Raw genomic sequence first — 24,142 nt, 5'->3', positions numbered from 1 at the left:
TCATGAAAAAGAAAAAAATATTAAATTCACCAATCAGCCTTTTCAAATTAATGCTTGTTGTGATTGGTTTGACCACCATCTCGACTCAAGCTAGTGAACCCCATGAACATGGAAAAAACAACGAACAGCACGATGAACATGACCACGAGCATGAAGAACATAGTCACCAAGGCAGAGACGAAAAGCATGGAGACGAGCACGCGGATGAGTTTGTAACCATGTCTGCTGAAATGGCGAAACAAAATGGTATTGAAACTGCCATTGTTACTAACGGAGTTATTCGTGATGAAGAAATTTTATACGGGAAAATAGTTGCCGACCCAGCCTCACTTGCGCATGTCAACGCGAGGTTCCCTGGTGTTATTAAGGAAATCAAAGCCAATATCGGCGATGAAGTTAAAAAAGGCGAAATCCTTGTCATGATTGAATCCAATGAGAGCCTAAATCAATATTCGATAAAAGCACCAATGTCTGGACGTGTAGTCGCTAGGCAAGCAAATATTGGCGAACTGACAAATGGGGAAAACTTGCTGACAATAGCTAACTTTGATGTCGTTTGGGCACAACTGTCGGTATTTCCGAACCAGCTTAGCAAAATTAGCGACAAGCAACAGGTTCTAATCCAAAGCATTGAATTTAATCAAAGTGGGCAAATTAGCTATTTAACGCCATCTATAAACAACAAGCCTTATTCGTTGGCATTTGTAAAGTTAAATAACAAAACGAACAACTGGCCACTTGGCGCTTCAATTAAAGGGGCGGTTACAACCAATCAACACTCAGCTCCAGTTGTTGTGCCAAAAGAAGCCATTCAAGAGTTTGAAGGCAATGATGTTGTTTTTATTAAAGAGGGCAATGAATACCATCCTAACCCAGTCAAAACTGGCGCTTCAGACGCTATCAATATAGCGATCATCGAGGGTTTAAACGTCGGTGAAAGTGTGGTTGTAAAGAACAGCTATCTGCTAGTTGCTGATCTAAAAAAATCGGAGGCTGGACATGAACACTAACCTCCGCGCTTTTTATTCACCTCATATTGGCTTCAATATTATCGAGGTGAAAATATGATCGCCTGGATACTAGAATTATCTATCCGTAGACGTGGCACTATGTTGCTCATGGCTTTGTTTATCATTGCTTTAGGAATGTGGAATTATCAAAAGCTACCTATTGATGCTGTGCCAGATATAACCAATGTACAGGTACAAATAAACACGCAAGCTCAAGGTTATTCACCTTTGGAAACAGAGCAACGGATCACGTTTATCGTCGAAACGGGGTTGGCCGGTTTGCCTAAGCTGGATTATACCCGTTCACTTTCTCGATATGGTCTGTCGCAAGTGACTGTTGTGTTTGAAGAAGGTACAGATCTGTATTTTGCCAGAAACTTAATCAATGAACGGCTTAGCGCAATTAAGGAGCAACTGCCGTTAAGCATTGAACCAGAAATGGGGCCTATTGCGACGGGCCTTGGTGAAATATACATGTACAGCATAACTGCCGACGAAAGTGCCAAGCAAAAGAATGGCTTACCCTATGATGCGATGGCGTTAAGGGAGATCCATGACTGGGTTGTGAAACCACAACTTGCATTGGTTAAAGGGATCACAGAAATAAATGCAATTGGTGGCTATAAAAAGCAATACCATATTAATCCTGATCCGTTAAAGATGTTGCACTACGGTATTACCAATGAAGCCCTATCACATGCAGTAACGCGAAATAACGCAAATCAAGGAGCGGGTTTTATAGAAAGAAGCGGGCAGCAAATTCTTGTTCGTTCACAAGCTCAATTGCAAACTATTCAAGACATCCAAAACGTCACTATTAAAAGCGATGACGGCACACTTGTAAAAGTAAAAGATGTTGCCGAAGTTGCGATAGGAAAAGAGCTAAGAACTGGTGCTGCATCACAGGAAGGCAAGGAAAGTGTAATTGGAACAGCAATGATGCTGGTAGGCGAAAACTCACGCTCGGTGGCATTAGCTGTAGGTGAAAAGCTTAGTGAAATTCAAAATAGCTTACCTCAAGGAGTTTCTATAGTTCCCCTATATGACAGGACAACTCTGGTTGATAAAGCAATTAGTACCGTACAAAAAAATCTCATTGAAGGCGCATTACTGGTTATCTTGGTATTGTTCCTATTGCTGGGTAACATACGCGCCGCTTTGATTACCGCAGCTGTCATTCCACTGGCAATGTTGGCAACAATCACGGGCATGGTTCAAAGCAAAGTCTCGGCGAATTTAATGAGTTTGGGAGCCTTGGATTTTGGATTAATTGTTGATGGAGCGGTAATAATCGTTGAGAACTGCATTAGGCGGTTAGCAGAAAGCCAAAAACGAAATGGCTCGGTCATTTCCCTAAAAGAGCGGCTAGATATTGTTTACGCTGCTACCAATGAAGTGATACGACCTAGTGTTTTTGGCGTATTGATTATAACAATTGTTTATGTGCCTTTGTTTACCTTATCTGGTGTCGAGGGAAAAATGTTTCACCCGATGGCCGCCACCGTGATCATCGCTCTATTGTCTGCAATGGTATTTACCTTCACGCTCGTTCCCGCTGCGGTTGCCTTATTCTTGAAAGGCAAAATCAGTGAAAAAGAAAGTCCGATCATTGTCGGTGCTAAGTCAGTATATCGTCCGGTTTTAAAGTGGGCTTTAAAACTGCGTTGGCTAGTCGTTTTTGGCGCTGCTTTACTTGTGGTATTTAGCATATTTCTTGGTAGTAAATTAGGCTCTGAATTTGTACCTCAGCTTAATGAAGGTGACATTGCATTGCACGCGATGCGTATCCCTGGAACTGGGATAGACCAAGCTGTTGAAATGCAAAAGATACTTGAACAAAAAATTATGGAATATGATGAGGTTGCTACGGTGTTTTCAAAAACGGGCACAGCAGAGGTGGCGACGGATGCAATGCCGCCAAATGTGACTGATACTTTTTTGATATTAAAGCCCAGAGAGCAATGGCCCGACCCTAATTTAACGAAAGCGGATTTTGTTGAAAGGCTAGAAAAAGATCTCAGCTCTATTCCCGGCAATAATTATGAGTTTACTCAACCAATTCAGATGCGATTTAACGAATTAATTAGCGGAGTAAGAGCTGATTTGGGAATTAAGCTCTACGGTGATGATTTATCCCAACTTGTCAGCTCTGCACAAGAAATTTTGGCTACACTCAATACAATTTCAGGTGTTGCTGATGCAAGACTTGAACAAGTTGATGACGTGCCTATTTTTACTGTGAATCCCAGACCTGAAGTATTAGCTCTATATGGGTTAGATGTAAGCGATTTACAATCTTGGTTAACAACAGTGGTGTCAGGTGAAAACACAGGGCTAATATTCGAAGGTGATAGAAGATTTGAAATTGTAGTTAGATACCCAGAGCTGTTGCGTACTAACCTTGAGCTGTTAGGTAATTTACCAATCGCAACAGAAAGTGGTGAGTTTGTACCGTTAAATGAGGTTGCAGAGTTAAATTATACAACGGTTCCAAGTCAAATCAGCCGAGAAAATGGTAAACGACGAATTGTTGTCACCGCCAATGTTCGAAATAGAGATTTAGGCTCATTCGTACTAGAAGCACAGCAAAAAATTCAACAAAATGTTGATTTACCCGCTGGTTATTGGCTTGAATACGGCGGTACATTTGAACAACTTGAGGGTGCAACTCAAAGATTATCTATCGTAGTTCCTGCCACATTGTTTGTTATTTTGACACTGCTCGTAATAGCGTTTAGTTCAATAAAAGATGCACTAATCATATTTAGCGGTGTGCCCCTAGCACTAACGGGTGGTGTATTGGCTTTGTGGTTAAGAGACATGCCTCTTTCAATTTCTGCTGCTGTTGGATTCATTGCCCTTTCAGGTATAGCTGTATTAAATGGACTGGTCATGCTGTCATTCATTAAACAGCGATTACTTGAAACAGGAGAGTTAATAAACTCAATTATCGAAGGTGCAACCATCAGGCTTCGCCCTGTATTAATGACCGCTTTGGTTGCCAGTTTAGGTTTCATTCCAATGGCGTTAAATGTTGGAACTGGAGCTGAAGTTCAGAGGCCATTGGCAACTGTGGTTATTGGGGGAATTATTTCCTCAACTTTACTTACTTTAATTGTTTTGCCTGTGCTATATCGAATTGCATACAACAGTACCAAATCCTAAAAATGTGCACATAGCCTAATGCTGGTCAGCAAAGCTGACTGGCATTTTGTGTTTGCCCGGAGCCTGCGTGACTATGCACCAAATTTGGAAGGAAACTTACATCAATTGTTAAGCTAACATAGAGGAAAGACGCACGAGCTTCACCCGGCTAGATTTTTGAGTTGGATATTTTGATAGACCTCCAATAAAAAGAGGGTGGAAAATTAACCACCCTCAAATCGAAATTACTGACACAATCCTGTACTTGCTGAAGTGTCAAATGTTAGTGCAGCAGTTACATCGCTAACGCAAAAATTAACTGTTACTCCACCGCCTTGGCTGGTCGATGTAACAAAGTTAGCGACACCATTTACATCAGTTGAAACAGTTTGAGTTTCATCCCATGTGCCATTAAAGCTACCAGTAACAGATGCATTTGCATAAGGTTGGCCTAAATCATCTAACACGGTTACTGCTGCCGTACCAAATTTTTGCCCTTTTCCAGCACTTTGTGTACCTGTTGTTACCGAACTTACATAGACAGACGTTGCTTCTGCTGGTGGTTGAGTGCTGCCACCTAAAATAACAAAGTTATCAATTGTATATAAATCGCCATTAAAGGTATTAGGGTCAATTAATATAACTAAGGTATCAACATTGGTATCACCAGTATCGCCGTCTATTCTATCCGCTAAACGAAATCTAAGGGTTTGCCTGCCATTTGCGTGATCAATGAAAGCTTCGTATTTGCTGTGGCGACCAACAGGATAGTTGCTGCTTGTGGCTGTTGCTGAGTTTTCCAATTGAACTAAAATTTGCTTGCCAACTAAAGCCGCATCTGTATTAAACAAATCCATGGCAAAAGCTTTGTCGCCAACAAGTAAAGGCGCTGCATTTGATATAGCTGAAGTCGAAGCCGCAATTACATCCCATTGTGTTGCAGAGTTTCTGGTGTAGTTTAATACGCCGCCTGAAACATCAAAGTTACCGTCGAAATAAGTGTAAGTAACAGCAGAGTTGCCATCAAAATCGTCTAACACAGTTTCAACTGCCAACTCAGGCTCTACAAACACATTGAAGCTTGCTACATCTGTGCCACAGCTAGCGTTAGTTACGGTTACTGATACTTCGCCACTAGTAGCACCGGCAAAATCAATATTAACGCTTTCACCGCTGCCTGAAATAGTCGCACCAGCAGGAGCACTCCATGTATAACTAGAGTTAGTACCTTGCGCACCAACTACAGTAAATGTATGTGTGCTATTTGGTGCAACTATATTCGGGCCATCAATTGCTGCTTCACCTAAATTGTATACTCGCACATAATCTACTTCCATTGTTGCAGGTAGTGCTGAGTCATCTACCGTGCCACCCCAGCTGCCGCCTACAGCCATATTTAGCAGTATATGGTATTGATAGTTTTCATATGTCCACCAACTTGGGTTAGCTAAATCACTAGGTGTTTTGGTTGAATAAAGCATTCCATCTACATACCAACGAATCTCATTTGGTTCCCACTCCACAGCATATACATGAAAGTTGTCCGACCATTTTTGTGGCTGGCTTAATACATGAGCACCGGTAAATGAGTTGTTAGGCCAGGCTTCACCATAGTGAATTGTACCATGAGCAAACATTGAGGCTTGGCCTGTTGACTCCATTATGTCTATTTCTCCAGACATTGGCCAACCTACATCAGGGTTAGTTGGGAGCATCCAAAATGCTGGCCACATGCCTGCTGCATCCGGCAATTTTATTCTGGCTTCAAAGCGGCCATTGGTCCACTCACCACTAGCGGGCATACCTGCCGTGCGGATTCTGCCGGAAGTATATGAATTGGCTTGAACTCGTTGTTTTTTTGCTGTAATGGTTAAAGTACCATTTGCTACTGTTAGATTATCTGATTGATAACTTTGCAATTCATTGTTACCCCAGCCACAAATACCTTCAGCACAGCCGTCGCCGGTTTGTACCTCCCAATTGTTTAAATCTAATGTTGTGCCATTAAACTCATCACTCCAAACCAGTGTTTGGCAGGTATTTGCGTATGAGGTTGCTGAGAATAGACCTACAGCCAAAACTGCAGTGGTCGTTTTAATTGACGGTTTTTTCATGTTTCACCTTTGTGTATGTGTATTTATATTTGTGTGCGCTAGTTATTATACTGTGACACCAAAAGAAAGCGCTTACAAATCTAATGTGTTAGAAATGTTTGTAAAATGTTTTAATTTGTTAATGTGATGCAGGGGAGTGGTGGCTGCAACTAATAGCCAAGGGGATTAGCCACAGCGGTTAATTCATCTACTAGTTTTGTTTTAAGTATATAACTAAGGGGTTACTTGCGCGCTTTGTTTAGATATTTGGATTTTTTAATGCAATAAATAAACACAGCCCGCCCGCTAATAAGGCAACATAAGTTCCTATGCTAAAGGCTTGCTGGTTGTCGATATTTAGCGACATAAATAACACTGCATAACTAATTGAGCCTATGCCGAATCCGGCTAATATTCCTTTTCCTGCAATGGTTGATAATTGAATCAATTTAGACATTTGCATTCCTTACCCTTAAATTTATTGTTGTATGATAATACTTTATTGGGCTTGGGAAATAAACTACTGCAAATAATCCTTCACTACATCTTTATATGTACGACTGACTTTGACCTGTTCGTTGTCGCCTATATGCACATAAAATTCACCTTTGGGCAGAGGAGTCACTTTATCGATGCAAGTTAAATTGATAATGGTCGACCTATGTACACGTTTAAAAATGCTTGGGTCAAGTTCATCTAACATAGCTGAGATGGTTGAGCGTTTAATATGGGTTTTGCCTCGAGCATGAATACAACAATAGTCGCCAGCAGCGTCAATCCACTCGATTTGTTGTTGGTCGAGCAAGGTAATTTCATCACCGTCTTTAATGACTATTTTGTGTTCTGCTGATGCATTAATCGCCTGTAGCGCATCAATTATTTTCGATTTTTGTTGATGAGTGTCATCCACGTTTTGCAAGCGGCTAGTGGCGCGCTCAACAGCACGTTGAATATGTGCTTCATCAATCGGCTTCAAGATATAATCTACAGCGTTTACATCAAATGCACTGAGCGCATATTGATCGTAAGCCGTGGTAAATACAATGAGCGGCATCAGGTCATTTTGGATTTTCTTAATCACATCAAAGCCAGTTAACCCAGGCATCTCTATATCTAAAAATACTAAATCGGGTGATAACTGCTGAATAGCGGCTAATGCTTTACGGCCATTTTGACACTCAGCAACAATATTAATTTGTGGATGCTTAGACAGCTTAGCTTTAATTAAACTTAAAGCGAGCGGCTCATCGTCAACAATAATGGTTTTAATAGATTGCATATCAACCTCAATTAATTTTGATATGGCACACAAATATGCGCCAATAAACCGCCTGTGTCTAACTGTTTGAGTTCGAATGTATAACCTTCAGGGTAAAGGGTCGTCAAACGGGCTCTAATATTGCGTAAACCAACCCCTCGAGGCTGATCAAAAGCCGATTGGTCGACCACTTCTTCTAAACCTGAACCTGTATCAGATAACTGTAGACATAATTGTTTATTGATCACCTCTGCGGTTAAGCGGATCGTGCCACCATCTTCATTTTTTGCGATAGCATGTTTCATTGAGTTTTCGACGATTGGTTGCAAAATTAAGCTTGGAATTAAAGCACTATTGGCCTGTTCATCTATGTCAAATTCAAATTCCAATCTGTCACCAAAACGTACTTTTTCAATTTGTAAATAGAGTTCGAGCGTTTTTATTTCTTGCGCTAAGGTAACTTTAATGTCAGGGTCATTATCTAACGAATAACGTAAAAAACGACTTAAATTGACCACCATTTGTTGAGCTTTATTGTTTTCTTGTACTTCGATTAGTGAGTTAATTGCATTAAGGCTATTAGATAAAAAATGTGGGTTTAACTGATAGCGCAACATTTTTAATTGGGCTTCTCGGGCAATGTTTTGCGCTTCAATCCGCTTTAAGTGCTCGATATTAGACTTAGCTTCGGTGTCTAATAATGTTTGATGCTCTACTTGCAAAAGTTGGTAGTAGATTACGCCATAAAACATCGCACTCCAGCAAGAGAATATAAAGATGCCAGTGAAGTACCAACCACCAAAATTCCACCATATATCTTGCTCGTCTGTCATATGAATAAAAGCTAACATGCGAGCAATCGTCCATAATAACGATACTAAAACAACAAGTAAAAATGAGTAGGCTAATCTAAACCAATTGCTTTTATTCCAACTCCACAAAAAAGCTTTTTGCATAAACAGGCTAAGCGCTAATCCAAATAATGCCTGCACAATAATATGCGAAAAGTGAGCGATATCGTATTGGCCATACCAAAGCGTGAGAGTGGTATAGCTAATAAAGCAGCTAAAAGCCCAAAAACCAATTTGGCAGTAGCGAAATAAAATTGTCGGTGCATTGCCCAGCTTGTGTTGAATGAGCTGACTTACATCGAGCGCTTTTTCTTGTTCGTCGTTGTTAGTTGACTGACTTATAACATTAGATTGTGCCACTGTTATCAACCTTTTATCGTGCTATGTACTTAAAACTTAGCTGTAAATTATTTTAAAACAAATACAAGTGGTTATTACTTTGCTGTATTTCTGTCCATTTTAACTTGAAATGATCCCTGTTTATCTCATTTTGTATGCGATAAAGAAAATGGTGTGTTAAAAAAGTATTAAATACTTTGCTGTTGCGCTCGAATTGTAACAGCGTTTAGTTTGGTTTATAAGCGATTACAATTTTTGTGATTGAATAATCATCGACAAAATTATGGGGATACCTATGACAACACAATTATCTAACCGAAATAAGATAGCTCGGTTAGTCAAATATGGTTTGGCTGTCACATCGAGCATGCTTATCTTAGGTTGTACACAAGACGTTGAAACTGAATCTGACTTCACACCACCAGATATCACTGAAAAAAATTCAAACTGGCAGTTAGTTTGGGCAGACGAATTTGATGGCACTGAAATAGATACCGCTAAATGGACACATGAAGTCAACTGTAGTGGCGGTGGTAATAACGAGCTACAGTGTTATACAGATTCCAGCGAGAACTCTTATTTGCAAGACGGCATGTTGCATTTAGTTGCCAAACCTTCGTCAGAAGGGAGCAAGCCATATAGCTCAGCACGTTTAAATACTAAATATAAGGGCGATTGGAAATATGGCCGAGTTGAAATTCGCGCTAAATTGCCAGCTGGTCAAGGTACATTTCCTGCAGGCTGGATGTTACCTACAGATGAAGTATATGGTGGCTGGCCGCATTCAGGCGAAATAGACATATTTGAAGGAGTAAACACTAAAGCCATTCGTCCGGACGGTACTGTCGACTCGAGTATTTATGGTACTTTGCACTACGGTAAAAGCTGGCCCGACAACGACCATTCGGGCAAGGAATATATTTTACCTCAAGAGCAAAACCCTGCTGATGTTTTCCATACCTACGCGATTGAGTGGGAGGAAGGTGAAATTCGTTGGTATATCAATGATACCTTGTATGCTAGCCAGCGAAGTTCTGAAGTTCGTTATAACAAAGACGGCGTTGCGACTGGTTTAAAACATCGAGGTTGGTATACGCACAATTATCACCCAGTAACAGGTGAGTTGGCTGCATTTTATACTGACGCTCCGTTCGATCAAAAATTCCATATCATATTGAATAATGCTGTTGGCGGCGATTGGGCATCTAACACAAACCAAGCCAGTGAATTTTCAGACACTGGAGGGGTTGATCCTGCAGCCTTTGTCGACGGCAACGCAATGCAGATCGATTATGTCCGTGTATACCAATGTTCACTTGATCGTGAAACGGGCAAGGGCTGTGGTACTTATACTCCAGAATATTTTGCAGATGCAACCTTAGTTGAAGGTGAAGCGCCAACTATCACTCCACCTGCACCTCCAGGCCCAGTATCTGATTTGGTTATTTTTGCTGATGCAGAAAATCCTGATTGGCCAATGTGGGATTGTTGTGGTGGCTCAACGCCGACTGTAGAAATTGATGCTGACTCAACTTATGGGGCTACAGCTGAATTTTCAATTGGTGCTACACCAACTGTAATGGGTTTTATCACTCGTGATTTAGACGCGCCTAAACCTTACGATGCAACTAGTAAATTAGCAACTGGTACAGTTGAGTTTGACCTCAAAGTTCTAAGCATGCCAAACGATGCAAGTGCGGATTGGTTTTTTAAAATTGAACAAGGTGACGCGGATACCGCTGCAACTTTTTCACTATCTGAAAGCCAAGAAGGTGTATTGCCTACCCAAGGTCAATGGCAGCACTATACCTTTACATTGCAGCAGTTAGCAGATGCTGGGTTAGATGTAAGTGGCATTAATGTTGTCATGGTTTTCCCTGCATGGGGACAAGGAGAGGGCGCAGTTTACCGTGTTGATAATTTCAAAATTGGTGATGGCGCTGGTGCAAATAGCCCTGAATTAGTTTTATTTGAAGAACAAGCTAACCCAGAATGGTTACCATGGGATTGTTGTGGTGGTTCAACCCCAATTGAAGTAACAGATGATGGTGAGCACAATACTGCAGTTGAATTTGCAATTGGCGCACAACCAACGGTTATGGGTTTTAAACCAGCAGATGGCTCGGGGGTTAATTTTAACGCGAGTTCAATTTTGCCATCCGGTGTTGTTCAATTTGAAATGAAAGTTACTAGCATGCCAAACAATGCAGCTGCAGCTTGGAAATTCAAAATAGAGAGTAATGCAACTTCAGAAGCCGTCGAATTAGATTTAACAGATAGCGTTGAAGGTGTCGCACCAGTTGAAGGCCAATGGCAAACCTATACATTCAAATTAGCAGATTTATCTAACCAAGGCCTAGATGTCAGTGCAATTGATGTGATTATGGTTTTCCCTGCTTGGGGCCAAGGCGAAGGAGCGATTTATCGCATTGACAATGCAAAAATCTATGACCCAAGTTTTGTTGGAGGTAGCAACGCTGGTTTAACTTTATTTGCTGATGCTGAAGACGCAACTTGGTTAATGTGGGATTGTTGTGGTGGTTCGACGCCTGCGGTTGTCACTGACAATGATACTGGAGCTGCTGCTGAGTTTAGTATTGGCGCACAACCAACGGTTATGGGTTTTAAACCAGCTGATGGCTCAGGCGTTTCGTATGATGCATCTGCTTTTTTGAATGATGGTGTAGTAGCTTTTGACTTAAAAGTAACCAGTATGCCAAACAATGCAGCAGCACCTTGGTTATTTAAAATTGAGAGCAACCAAACTTCAGAAGCTGTAGAGCTACCTATAACTGATAGCCAAGAAGGTTTCGCACCTCAATTAAATCAATGGCAAACCTATACCTTCTCGTTAATTGATTTATATAACCAAGGCCTAGATGTATCAGCAATCGACGTGGTTATGGTATTCCCAGCATGGGGTCAAGGTGAAGGGGCTGTTTATCGTATAGATAATGCTTATATTGGTCCTGCACGTTCGGTTAATAATGGTGGAAACTCAAGTGATGACAGCACTGGAGATGATAATGCTAACGACGATGCTGCGAGTGCATGTACTGTCCCTGTTTGCAATGGCACATTTGATTCAACTGACCATTGGTTAAACGCTATTTTTGACGTCAATATTGTGACTGAAGGTGCAAACTCATTCTACCAAGTTGACGTCACTGCAGCGGGTAACCCTTGGGATGTCAATATTAGCCAAGTAATGACAATTACCCCTGGCGCAACTTATACAGTGTCATTCAAAGCGAAATCAGACCGTGCTCGTACTATGCTTGTTGGTTTAGGTTTAAACCATGATCCATGGACCAACAAAACTGAAACGGTATCTTTAACGACAGATTGGCAAACATTTACCTATGACATAGTGGCCGATAGTTTTGGCGACGACAATAGCCGAGTACTATTTGATATGGGCGCTGAAATAGGTGTTGTATCCATTGATGATGTCACTGTGGTGATGAAGTAATTACGAAATCGTAGAGCTTCATCACAGATGACAGCTCTACTTTGTTCAACAGTTTTTGTACAGAATTAAGTAGGAAAGTTATGAATACCAATAGCTTTAAATTAAATAAACTAGCCGCAACCTTATCTGTAGCGCTAGCGGCTGCTTCAGCACCTCAGGTGGTTTATGCCCAGCAAGGTGCCGACGAGCAAGTAGACGAAACCATTACGGTACGCGGTATTCGCGGCAGTTTAATGCGTTCAATGGATTTAAAACGCGATAGTTCAGGCATTATGGATGCTATTTCAGCTGAAGAAATGGGTAAATTCCCCGACACTAACTTAGCTGAATCACTGCAACGTATTACGGGTGTTACTATCAGTCGTTCTAACGGTGAGGGGAGTGAAATTACCGTCCGTGGCTTTGGCCCACATTTTAACTTAGTGACGCTCAATGGCCGCCAAATGCCGGGTACAGGTTTTACTCGCTCATTTAATTTTGAAAATTTATCGTCAGAGGGCGTCTCTAGTCTAGAGGTGGTCAAAACCTCACGGGCGGAAACGCCAACAGGTGGTTTAGGTGCAACGGTTAATATAGTCACACCTAAGCCATTACAAACTAAAGAACGTACTATCAGCCTAATGGCAAAAGCCATTCACGATAGCTCAAATGTCGCTGGTGATGATATTACCCCTGAATTTGCGGGTTTATACAGCGACACATTCATGGACGACACCTTTGGGGTTGCAGCTAACTTCTCGTATAACCGTCGAGATTTCCAGCAGCAAGGCGCGAATATTCAAGGTTGGCATGCCAATGTTGATTTGCCAGCAAGTCCGAGTGGTGAGGTAATCGACAACCGAGCTTTAGATGAAAATGGTGAGCCAGTAAAAGCCTTTATGGCAGTAGACCCAGACACAGGGGAATTGGTACCTTCTGCTGCACACTTTTTTCCTAAAGACATGAACTACGGTTACGCAGATGTGCAGCGAGAGCGCATTAATGGTCAGGTTGCACTTCAGTACAAACCAACGGATGACATGGTTATCACTGCTGATTATACAGGTACACGTGCAACCACTGCTGTAGAGACTGTTGGTTGGGGGATCTGGAATAACTTCGGTGGCAATATTAATGGCTACGAATTAGATTCTAATGGTACAGCTATTTACGCGGACATTGCTGGTGATGACGGCTCGTTTGCAATCAGTCGTTCAACCACAGAAGTTGAATCTGATTCAGTTGGTTTAAATTTAGATTGGCAGTTAACCGATTCAATTCACGTTGAATTAGACGTACATGACTCACAAACCAAAGTAGACAACGGTGCAGACAAAGGTATCGGTGGCACTGCGCAGATGATTTTGGGATCAGATAAACTGGTCAATAAAGTGTATGACTATCGAAACGGTGAAATTCCACACTATTGGATCAACTGGGAAAATGGTAGTCAAACCTTAAATGCGAGTGAAATTGACTCTAATTTTGGTCAATTTATCCATAGCCCAGGTAAAGCTACTGTCCAACAAGCACAGCTAGATGTGACTTGGGTGAATGGCAGTAGTGGAGCTTTGGTCGAACTTAAGGCGGGCGGCTCTTTTACCAAACAATCACTTTCTGGTTCAAATGCTTGGAGTGGTTTACGTGGTGGTCCAGGTTTTAATCCAAGTTTTACCCAAATTTTGTCAGATGATCTATTTACCAAACATGGTACGGCTGATTTTCTCGACCAATTTTCCGGTGGTGGCGACGACCTATCACCAAATTATTATTACACCTTTGATTTAGACAAAGTCGTTGGTTTGCATAGCGCTTATGTAACTGCTGACGCTGTCGGGGCTAGCAATGCATTTTCAACCGACCCTTATGACCCAAATGGTAATCAGACAACCAGTTTAGTTGAAGAAGAAACCACAGCGGTCTATTTACAAAGCCAGTGGGAGTTTGAGTTAGGTGATTATCTGCTTGAAATGAATGCTGGTGTGCGTTACGAATCAACCGATGTAGTGAGTCCATCTGAGAGCAAGCTAGTTGAAGAAGTGGTGTGGGCTTCAGCGTCAGAATGGATAACTAGATATCAAGGTGATGCGCAGTTGGTATCTAACTCTGGCGGCTATGACATTGTATTGCCTATGCTCGATTTGAAACTAGAGCTAACCGACGACTTAGTCACACGATTGTCGGTGGGCAAAAGTATGGCACGCCCTGAACTCGGATATTTATTAGGTGGCACTAGCTATAGTGGTAGCCCAAAAATAGGAGCGCGTACCGCCAGTGGTGGTAATACTAATTTAAAACCGTATCAATCGACTAACTTAGATTTATCGGTTGAGTACTATTATCAAGAAGATAGTTACTTGTCGGTCGGCTTATTTGCGAAAAAAGTTGAAGACTGGATAGAAGGCTCTGTTACTGAAGACACCATTGACGGTGTGCATGATGTCTACCAAGGACAAAGATATCAATCTGCCGTTGCCGCAATAGAAGGGGATGGTCAACAAGCTGATACCAGCGCAATTTATGACTGGCTAATCGCTGAAGGTTATGGTGATGAGAATGGTGCGATTTCGGCTGATCCAGCAACCGACCCAATTCTTAAATGGTCTCTGAGCACACCATTAAACGTAGAAGAGCGTAACGTTCACGGCGCTGAATTTGCCGTGCAACACGTATTTGGCGACAGTGGTTTTGGTACTGCTCTTAACTTTACTTTAGTGGATGGTGATGTTGAGTACGACCCTTATGAACTAAAAGTACAAGGTGTGCTGCCAGGTATTAGTGACTCAGCCAACTTCCAAATGTTCTATGAAAAAGATGGATTGTCGGTGAAAGCGACCTACGCATGGCGTGATGCATACTTAATTGGCCAAGGCCAATCGCAAGGTTCTGCTGAAGCGCCGCCGCAGTTTGCAAAATCTTTTGCGCAGTGGGACATGAGTATTAATTACGATCTAACCGACGATATTACCGTGTTCTTTGATGGGGTTAACCTCAACAATGAAACAGAACAAGGTTATGGCCGCTTTGAAGAGCAATTCTTATTTGCTCGCCAATATGGCCCAAGATATGTGGTTGGTGCCCGTATCAAACTGTAAGACTCCCAATAATAGCGTGGCAGTAAAAGTCGTTCGTTGCCACGCTTTTTTCGCTGGAATTGTTATGAAAAAAACCTTATCTATTATGACAACAGTGCTGTTGTCTAACTCTCAGGCTGTGCTTGCTGCAAGCTCTGCTGATAAGCTAATTACTTATCAGGGGTATACGGGAGCGTACCCAGATTTTACGTTAGTAGTGGATGAAAGATTCAATCAGTTTAACACTGATTTATGGGCAAAAGGCGATGGTGCGGTAGGCAGTGAATCTATTTGCCGCTTTCAGCCTCAAGGCGTAGAAGTTAAAAATGGTTTATTAAATTTAACCATACGCGAGCAAAGTGTCGCCGCGAGTTGGTCTGAAGATCACCAGCAACAAAAAAATGCTTACGAGTATACCTGTGGCGAATTGCGCACAGTGCCTGATAAGCCAATAAAATATGGCCGCTTTGAAACGCGGATGAAAGCGCCAAATCGACAAACCGCATCGGGTTATATCTCGTCGCTATTTACCTATATGCAAGGTGGAGAGCCAAGAGAATGGGAAGAAATAGATATTGAACTTGAAGGTGGCCGACCGGACAAATTTCAAGCCAATTTAATTTATGGGCTCAACTCGCCAGATTGGTGGTCGACCCGTCAATGGGGGGCGTGGGAAGACAAAATAGTTGTTGGCCCTGTAGATGAATGGCGTGTTTTTGCTTTCGAATGGACACCGACTGCAATTAAATGGTTTGTTGATGGCCAATTAGTTAAAACCCTCAGTGGCGCAGATATTGATTGCCAGCCTGAATGTGTAGCACCGCAAGTAAAGCCAACACCCATTCCAGACAACTTCACCCAGTTGATGATGAATTTTTGGATCCCCAATGATCACATTCAAGACGTATTTGGCGGCAATAAAAAGCGCAATAAATACCCTATGGTCACTCAGTACGATTGGATCCGTATATACCAATGGGATAAAGCGCCCTTTGGTTGGAGTCAGTAATCGGCTCGAGTGTTAAATAATTGTTGACTTTGTCGTAATGGTTAAATATCCTTTCGTCCTGTAATCGCTTTCATTATGTGGTTTTTTATTTTCCCAGAAGGGTTTTTATTTAAAGTTAATGAAACCGCTTACTTTATCTAGGCAACGATAATACACAAAGGGCAAACACATGGGACAGAACAAATTTAAACTAAGTGCGGTTTCAACCGCCATGTTGGCTGGTCTAATGGCTGGTCATACAAGTTATGCAAATGCGCAAGAATCACAAGAAATAGAAGAAACTATTACCGTCACTGGTATTCGTGGTTCTATTATGCGTGCAATGGATACTAAGCGTGAAAGCACAGGTATTGTTGACGCGATCAACGCTGAAGATATGGGTAAATTCCCAGACACCAACTTAGCTGAGTCGCTACAACGTATTACAGGTGTTTCCATCGACCGGACAAATGGTGAAGGTAGTAAAGTGACGGTGCGTGGTTTTGGGCCTGATTTTAACGTCGTTACGTTAAATGGACGCCAAATGCCTGCGGCAAATCTAGAAGCAACCTCAGCATCTTCTTCTCGATCTTTTGATTTCGCCAACCTAGCTTCAGAAGGGGTTGCAGGTGTACAAATTTACAAAACTGCGCGTGCAGAAAACCCTACAGGTGGCATCGGCTCGGTTATAAATTTAGAAACACATCGCCCACTCAACACGCCAGGCTTTAAATTGAGTGTTGGGGCCAAAGGTGTGTTGGATCAATCAGTTGAAGGCAACTCAATTACGCCAGAATTGTCTGCCATTGTTAGCAATAGCTTTTTTGACGACAAAGTGGGTGTATCTTTAGTTGGATCATACCAAAAGCGTAAGAGTGCTTACAGCAGCGCGGTGACTGGCAATGGCTGGTACACGATTAAAGGCCATGATGGTGATTGGGGCACTTTGCCGTTAGACACCTATGATGACGATGGCAACCTAGTCGAAGAACAAATAGCGGTGATCAATCGCCCAACTGAAGATGAAGTATACTCGGTACCGCGCAACCTTTCTTACGAATTCAATAACAATACCAGAGAGCGTGTAAATGGTCAGCTGACTTTGCAATTTAGACCAACAGAATCGGTTTTAGCAACGTTAGACTACACTTATGCTAAAAATGAAGTAGAAACAAATAGCACCAACATCTCTGCTTGGTTCAACAATGCTTACGACACAAGCACCCCAGGTAGTATTGTAATGACTCAAGGAACCGACGCGGTTGGCTCTGTCGTAGCGCCAGTTCTTTACACAGACTTAAGTGGTGCGGATGCCGCATCTGGTGTAGCGAGTTTTGGTACATATAATGAAAATAAATCATTAGGCTTTAATGTAGAATTTGCCGCCAGCGACAACTTGAAGTTTGTAGTTGATGTGCACTCTTCTGAAGCCGAAGCTGGCCCAGCTGACTGGCGTGGTTCTAACAATATTATTGGTTTAACCCAAAATGACAGAATCGGCGCAACAGTGGATTACAGCCAAGATTTACCAGTGTTAGATATCATGTACGCGAATGGGGCCGAAGAGCGTGATCCATCACGCATGATGAGCGCGGGTACCAGTTTCCGTAACGCTTACATGAAAGCGGAAATTGACCAATACCAGCTTAAAGGTACTTATACCTTTGATGAAGGCATTGTTGAAAGCATCAATTTTGGGATTAACTCAACTGAATCAAGCAATCGTTCTGCCTTTGGCAATACTCAACGTGATACTTGGGGTGGTTATGGTGTTAAAGCTAAGATGGATCCTAGCAGCGCTGATTATGACGCGGATTACCAAATGCAAGATTCATACGATGATGATATTTTTTATTTAGATACGGTTCCAGATAAATTCTCGGATATTCCTGGTAGTGAAAATCCAAGATTAGAAAAATATATCTACAAAACTGATTTCTTAGAAGTCATTGATCAAATTGAAGCAATTGCTCTGCTAAATGATGAGTCGTTAGGAGAGTGTGGGGCACGGTTATGTGCACCGAGCACATTCTCTGAAGACAGAACCGTAGTTGAGAAACAAAAAGCCGCTTACTTGCAGGCTAATTTGATATTCGATATTGGGGCGATGCCCGCCAACTTAGCCATGGGTGTTAGATACGAAGAAACCGACGTAACATCTCCCGCAGTCGTGCCTAATTACACTAATATTGCTTGGACTGGAGCAAACGAATTCTCGTTGTCTGCTTCAGGTGAGCCAGTTGCTTCTGCTCAAAGTGGTTCTTACGATAATGTTTTGCCGGCTATCGATTTTGATATCGAGGTGTTTGACGATTTCATTATGCGTGCGGCAATCGGTAAATCTATGACGCGTCCAGGTTATGCCGATATTCAGGGTGGTCGCTCCGTTAGCCAATTAGCTCGTATAAATGGCGGCACAGGTACCAGTGGTAATCCAAATTTAGTTCCGTTTGAATCAACCAACTTTGACTTATCTGCTGAATGGTATTACGGCGAAGGCAGCTATGTATCTGTTGGTTATTACGCTAAAGATGTTAAAAACTTTATTGGTCAAGGCAGTTTGACCGAAGCACCATTTGATGTTGTTCACCCGTTTTCGGGTCCAAATGCAGCGCAAGCGTTGGCTGCATTGAATATATCCGCTGACGATGCGGGCCCAAATGCTGGCGATTTACGCCAATATTATTTAGATCAAGGCTGGATAGATGCCGATGGTAATTTAACGGATCCAACCGATGGTTATTTACCAACTGACATTACTTTTACCGTACCTTCAAACGAAAAAGAAGCATCGCTCGATGGATTCGAAGTTGCGGTTCAACATCTATTTGGTGACAGTGGTTTTGGTACTCAAATCAACTTCACCTTAGTTGATGGTGATGTTGTGTATGACAACTACAATACCAATAAGGGTAACCAAGTTGATGCAAATGGTAATGAAATTTTAGATGATGACGGCAACCCAATTCCTAAACAAAATCAGTTTGTTTTACCTGGGTTAAGTGACTCAGCTAACTTTGTTGGTTTTTATGATAAAGATGGTGTTCAGGTGCGTATTGCCTACAACTGGCGAGATACTTTCTTGGCGAGTACCTTTACCGGTGATCAGAAAAACCCAATTTATACCGAAGCCTATGGTCAATGGGATATCAATGTCAGCTTTGATGTCAGCGAAAATTTAACGGTTTTTGCTGAGGGCATAAACATCACAGACGAGTACTCTCGTCAGCATAGCCGCCACGAAAATATGGTGATGAACGCCACGCAGCAAGCCCCAAGATATAACATTGGTGCTCGCTATACATTCTAATTTATAGTTAACCAGAGTTCAGGTTAGTTAGGGTAGAAAATAAACATAAGGTGCTAGGCCATACAGGGTTAGCACCTTATTTTTTTGTGGAGACAAAATTTTTACCCAATGTAAAATTTTCAATCAAGGTAAACAAAAATCATTATAGATATTTTGTTATAAATATGTGACCATGAAAACGTTTTATGTTAGACGCCGTGTTTGTTAACGCAGTGACTAACAAGTTTAGGAAGTTGTTAGTGTATTCAGGTAGGGGCAATGAACCAACTGGTAAAACATATTGTTATTTTAGGTGGCGGTAGTGCAGGTTGGTTAACCGCTGGTGTGCTCGCCGCTGAACATATGCCAAGTGATACAAATGGCATTAAAATTACATTGGTTGAATCGCCCGACATTAAAACTGTAGGGGTTGGCGAAGGTACTTGGCCTTCTATGCGCACCACATTGCAAAAAATGGGCGTAAGCGAAACCGATTTCATTCGATGTTGTGATGCAGCGTTTAAACAAGGGTCTAAGTTTGCAGCTTGGCATACCGCAGATGTTGAAGATGCCTACTATCATCCATTTTCATTGCCAACAGAATTTACCCAACACAATTTAGCTATGGCTTGGCAACAATATCGCGAGCGAGTTAGGTTTGATCATGCGGTTTCTTTTCAGAGCCACATATGTGACCGAAACCTAGCGCCAAAACAAATTGCAACGCCCGAATATGCCTATGTGGCAAACTATGGGTATCATCTTGATGCAGCAAAATTTGCAGCTTTTTTAACCCAACATTGCACGGAAAAGCTTGGGGTAAAGCATATTCAAGCCAATGTTTTGGATGTTAAGTCACATACCAATGGTGATATAGCCAGCTTAGTCACAGACGCCGCTGGTGAAATTTCTGGTGAGTTATTCATTGATTGCAGTGGCAGTCGTGCACGTTTATTGGGTGAGCATTTAGGTATTGAAAACATTAGTTTGCAGCACTATCTATTCAATAATACCGCGTTAGCTGTCCATGTACCCTATCACAGTGAAGATGAAAATTTTGCTTCACATACCTTATCAACAGCGCAAAGAGCAGGGTGGATTTGGGATATCGCACTGCCAAGTCGTCGTGGCTGTGGTTATGTTTTTAGTGATGAACACACCAGCTTAGATGACGCTGAACAAACCATTCGCAATTATGTTGCGCAATCGAGTAGTTTAGATTTTGCCAAGCATGTCGATTTAAAACAGATCAAATTTAATCCAGGGCATAAACGCAAGTTTTGGCAGAATAATTGTGTTGCTGTCGGTATGGCGGCAGGTTTTATCGAACCTTTAGAGGCATCGGCTCTAGTTCTGGTTGAACTGTCAGCGCAAATGATCAGCGAACAATTACCACAAAATCGACAGGTCATGGATATTGTCGCGGAGCGCTTTAACGATAAATTTAGCGCACGCTGGCAGCAAATTATCGACTTTTTAAAAGTTCATTATGTTTTAAGTAAAAGAGACGATTCAGCCTATTGGTTAGATAACCGCGATGAATCGACTATTCCACAAAGTTTACAAGACAACCTTAATTTATGGCGCTACCAAGCGCCATGGCATTTTGATGCTATTCATACTGAAAGTTTGTTTTCGTCAGCCAGCTATCAATATGTTTTGTATGGTATGGGGTTCGAAACGGTTAGCCGAACGCACAAAACACAAACTCAGACTAAACTAATGCAACAAGCAGAGCGCTTATTTGCCGAAACAATTCAAAAAAGTAATCAAGTGATAAGTCAATTGCCGAGCAACCGACAATTGAACTTAAAAGTCCAACAATATGGATTTCAAAAAATTTAACGACACAGATAACAACACAAATAACAGAGGCTATACACATGAGCAACCATGCATTATTAAACAATGTTGATCACAAAGACTTAAAAATTATTCGCAAACGAAATGCGAAAATGGGTGATCAGGTCATGTTTTGCATGACTTTTCCGGTTGAGTTTCGTAGTGTGCAACACGACTACCCAATATTTTTCCGCAAAGATTCACAAACAGGTGAATTTATGCCAATTGCCATGTTTGGTTTTGAGCAAAAAGAAAATTTATTTTTGAAAGACGATAAATGGGACGCTGGATATATTCCGCTGGTGATGGATCGCGACCCATTTCTAATTGGCTTTCAACAAGACCGAGAAACAGGCGAGAAGAAGCCTGTTATTCATATTGATATGGACAGCCCTCGCGTTAGCAATGACGAAGGGGAACCTGTGTTTCTAGAGCACGGCGGTCAAACTGCATATTTAGAAAAAATCAGCTCTATGTTGCAAGCCATTCATGCAGGGCAAGATCATAGCAAGGCTTTTGTGCAAAAATTATTGCAATATGAGCTACTTGAGCCGTTTACACTAGAAATTGAATTGAACGATGGCTCGCAAAATCAACTAGTGGGCTTTTACACCATTCATGAAGAAAAAGTGAATGCATTATCTGCTGAAGCCTTAGCTGACTTGCATAAAGATGGCTTTTTACAAAGTATTTATATGGTTTTGGCGTCAATGAGCTCTATTCGAGACCTAATAGAACGCAAAAACCAAACATTAGTGAATAAGTAGAGTGGCTAAATTGCATGCTAGCATTTGGGCAAGCCGTTAAAACGATTGAGGGATGTACAAGTAACGACATCCCCAAACATTTGTTGACCGCGACTGAGCCGTTTATTTTAAAAGGCTTGGCGGCTGATTGGCCATTGGTTCAAGCTGGATTAAATTCAACGGCTGAGGCGGATAAATATATTCGGCAGTTTTATCAAGGACAGCAAGTTGGCGCCTTTGTCGGTGAGCCCGAAATAAAAGGCCGCTTTGGTTACAACCAAGATATGACAGGGTTTAACTACCAAACTGTGCGCGCTGATTTAACTCAAGTATTGGATAAAATACAGCAGAACCTAGACAACCCATCTGCTCAATCTTGTTATGTTGGCTCTACTTCGGTTGATTTATGTTTGCCGGGTTTACGTCAAACAAACGACTTGGCTTTAGATGTACCGAATAAACCTTTAGTTAGTGTTTGGATAAGCAACCGCTCACGCATTTCAGCGCATTTTGATTTGCCCGACAATATCGCGGTTAATGCGGTAGGTAAACGTCGTTTTACCTTGTTTCCACCAGACCAGTTAGAAAACTTGTATGTTGGCCCGTTGGAGTTTAACCCTGCAGGGCAGGCGATTAGTTTAGTTGATTTTCATCAACCTGATTTTGCCCGCTTCCCTAAATTTAAAACCGCAATGGAAAATGCATGGGTGGCAGAATTGGAGCCAGGTGATGCGGTATTTGTACCTTCTATGTGGTGGCATCATGTTGAGAGCTTAACTGGCTTTAACGTACTGGTGAATTATTGGTGGCGGCAATCACCAAATTTTATGGAAACACCCGCGGGAGCACTAACTTATGCACAAATGACCATACGCGATTTACCCGAAGCACAAAAACAAGCTTGGAAAAATTTGTTTGATTATTATGTGTTTAGCGACAGAGAACGCGCCGCAGCACATATTCCAGAACATTGCCAAGCCTCGGTTGGAAAAATGACCGCGGATATTATTCGGCGCTTACGTGGCATAGTGTTAAATAGGTTAAATCGGTAAGCTGATTAAGGGGGAGTAGTGCATATCTGATTGAACAGTTTAGATATAACGGATAAATAATTTAATCCAATACAAATGCGATTTTCAGTTTGGTAGCTATAATGTCGAGCTCTAATTTCAGCCCTGACAGATTCCAAAAACGGTGACTTAGACATGTTTCTACTTCTTAGAGTTTTAGCTGTGTGTACATACAGTTGTAATTCTAAGGTAAAGATTTTTCCAATTTATTCTTGGTTTCTCCAACAATTTAATGGCTCGGTTTATACAATTTTTACACTAAGGCTTTGATTTTTATTTGTTTAATATTTTACATAATAGGCCAGTCGATTCTCGATTAATTATAGCCTTGCTTTCTACAGTAAAATATTGAGGTTGACTTTAATTTAAAATAAACTAAGTTTTTGAAATTAGTTATTTTTTATTGATGGGTTAACGGTTCTGATTCAATCTGGAAACTGTGAATCCTGATCAATAAGCTGTTAGGCATATATTTGAGATGCGTATATTTATCCTGATAGGCTTTTTATATTCACACGTAGTATGTTCGGAAGACTTTGTAGGAAGAGAGTACCCGCCAATGTTCGCCGGATATACCTCAAAAACTGGAGCTTGTATCGCGCATGAATTGGGGCGCGAAAAGTTTTGTGATATCTCTATTTCTGATTTACGATCTTCAGATGAAAGCTGGATTTTGGTTTCTAAAAGTACGGGCATAACTGAAAAGAAAGCGCAATGGATTGTAACCGACCAAATACCTTACCCAGATGTAAAAAACGGTGAAAACCTACATCTAGGTAGCTGTCGAATTAATGGAAAGTTTGTTCATACATTATCGGCCGTAGTTAGTGAAATCGATGCGGAGTGGTTACCAGCTGTTCGTTGGGCGGCAAACGTAGATTTGAGTACTGGTACCATATCAACCATTAACGCAAAAGGCGTTGAGTGCCTCAATGAAGGGTGGGGGATCTGATGCCTAACAAATAAGGATATGTGTCGCGAAGCCGA

At 41.6% G+C, this 24,142-nt stretch carries 14 protein-coding genes and 1 pseudogene; 11 read left to right on the top strand and 4 right to left on the bottom strand.

Features of this window, described 5'->3' with window-relative positions; all coding sequences use genetic code 11:
* The first annotated feature begins 2 nt into the window (after nucleotides 1-2).
* Nucleotides 3-1,010, top strand: coding sequence for an efflux RND transporter periplasmic adaptor subunit (locus tag DS2_RS07135; RefSeq protein ID WP_035014008.1), 1,008 nt, complete (start codon nucleotides 3-5; stop codon nucleotides 1,008-1,010).
* Nucleotides 1,011-1,064: 54 nt separating this feature from the next.
* On the top strand, nucleotides 1,065-4,175 hold the full coding sequence (locus DS2_RS07130) for an efflux RND transporter permease subunit (RefSeq protein ID WP_035014007.1): 3,111 nt from the start codon (nucleotides 1,065-1,067) through the stop codon (nucleotides 4,173-4,175).
* A 224-nt stretch (nucleotides 4,176-4,399) separates the two neighbouring features.
* On the opposite strand, the gene DS2_RS19740 is transcribed toward DS2_RS07130, so the two are convergent.
* The 4 genes from DS2_RS19740 to DS2_RS07110 form a co-directional block, all read right to left on the bottom strand.
* Nucleotides 4,400-6,268 (bottom strand): family 16 glycosylhydrolase, encoded by a 1,869-nt coding sequence (locus DS2_RS19740; RefSeq protein WP_051479701.1) that lies wholly within the window; start codon nucleotides 6,266-6,268, stop codon nucleotides 4,400-4,402.
* A gap of 238 nt (nucleotides 6,269-6,506) precedes the next feature.
* Nucleotides 6,507-6,704, bottom strand: a complete 198-nt coding sequence (locus DS2_RS07120) for a hypothetical protein (protein ID WP_152537560.1) — start codon at nucleotides 6,702-6,704, stop codon at nucleotides 6,507-6,509.
* A 63-nt stretch (nucleotides 6,705-6,767) separates the two neighbouring features.
* Nucleotides 6,768-7,526: a LytR/AlgR family response regulator transcription factor gene (locus DS2_RS07115; protein WP_035014089.1), complete on the bottom strand. Its 759-nt coding sequence runs from the start codon at nucleotides 7,524-7,526 to the stop codon at nucleotides 6,768-6,770.
* Nucleotides 7,527-7,537: 11 nt separating this feature from the next.
* Nucleotides 7,538-8,716: a sensor histidine kinase gene (locus DS2_RS07110; protein ID WP_081754219.1), complete on the bottom strand. Its 1,179-nt coding sequence runs from the start codon at nucleotides 8,714-8,716 to the stop codon at nucleotides 7,538-7,540.
* Between the two features lie 274 nt (nucleotides 8,717-8,990).
* On the opposite strand from DS2_RS07110, the pseudogene DS2_RS07105 reads away from it, so the two are divergent.
* The 9 genes and pseudogenes from DS2_RS07105 to DS2_RS07070 form a co-directional block, all read left to right on the top strand.
* Nucleotides 8,991-11,660, top strand: a pseudogene (locus tag DS2_RS07105) (family 16 glycosylhydrolase); the annotation flags it as partial.
* A complete protein-coding gene (locus DS2_RS21035; RefSeq protein WP_268745620.1) occupies nucleotides 11,643-12,167 on the top strand; it encodes a carbohydrate binding domain-containing protein in 525 nt (174 codons plus the stop codon). The pseudogene DS2_RS07105 and the gene DS2_RS21035, both read left to right, overlap by 18 nt.
* Before the next feature lie 80 nt (nucleotides 12,168-12,247).
* Nucleotides 12,248-15,241, top strand: a complete 2,994-nt coding sequence (locus tag DS2_RS07100) for a TonB-dependent receptor (protein WP_035014004.1) — start codon at nucleotides 12,248-12,250, stop codon at nucleotides 15,239-15,241.
* A 64-nt stretch (nucleotides 15,242-15,305) separates the two neighbouring features.
* Complete coding sequence (locus DS2_RS07095) at nucleotides 15,306-16,229, top strand: glycoside hydrolase family 16 protein (RefSeq protein ID WP_035014003.1); 924 nt, start codon at nucleotides 15,306-15,308, stop codon at nucleotides 16,227-16,229.
* A 169-nt stretch (nucleotides 16,230-16,398) separates the two neighbouring features.
* Nucleotides 16,399-19,518 carry a TonB-dependent receptor gene (locus DS2_RS07090; RefSeq protein WP_035014002.1) on the top strand — a complete coding sequence of 1,040 codons (3,120 nt, stop codon included), beginning with the start codon at nucleotides 16,399-16,401 and terminating at the stop codon, nucleotides 19,516-19,518.
* Between the two features lie 258 nt (nucleotides 19,519-19,776).
* Entirely contained in the window at nucleotides 19,777-21,342 is a 1,566-nt protein-coding gene (locus DS2_RS07085; protein ID WP_035014001.1) for a tryptophan halogenase family protein, read from the top strand.
* 38 nt (nucleotides 21,343-21,380) lie between these two features.
* Complete coding sequence (locus DS2_RS07080) at nucleotides 21,381-22,106, top strand: SapC family protein (RefSeq protein ID WP_035014000.1); 726 nt, start codon at nucleotides 21,381-21,383, stop codon at nucleotides 22,104-22,106.
* Between the two features lie 14 nt (nucleotides 22,107-22,120).
* Complete coding sequence (locus DS2_RS07075; RefSeq protein ID WP_035013999.1) at nucleotides 22,121-23,137, top strand: cupin-like domain-containing protein; 1,017 nt, start codon at nucleotides 22,121-22,123, stop codon at nucleotides 23,135-23,137.
* Between the two features lie 496 nt (nucleotides 23,138-23,633).
* Nucleotides 23,634-24,107: a hypothetical protein gene (locus DS2_RS07070; RefSeq protein ID WP_152537559.1), complete on the top strand. Its 474-nt coding sequence runs from the start codon at nucleotides 23,634-23,636 to the stop codon at nucleotides 24,105-24,107.
* Nucleotides 24,108-24,142: the final 35 nt, after the last annotated feature.

Source organism: Catenovulum agarivorans DS-2 (assembly GCF_000568405.1).
Classification (GTDB): domain Bacteria; phylum Pseudomonadota; class Gammaproteobacteria; order Enterobacterales; family Alteromonadaceae; genus Catenovulum; species Catenovulum agarivorans_A.
The sequence above is the reverse complement of the archived record's forward strand: the minus strand, read 5'-3'. Positions and strand labels throughout refer to the sequence as shown.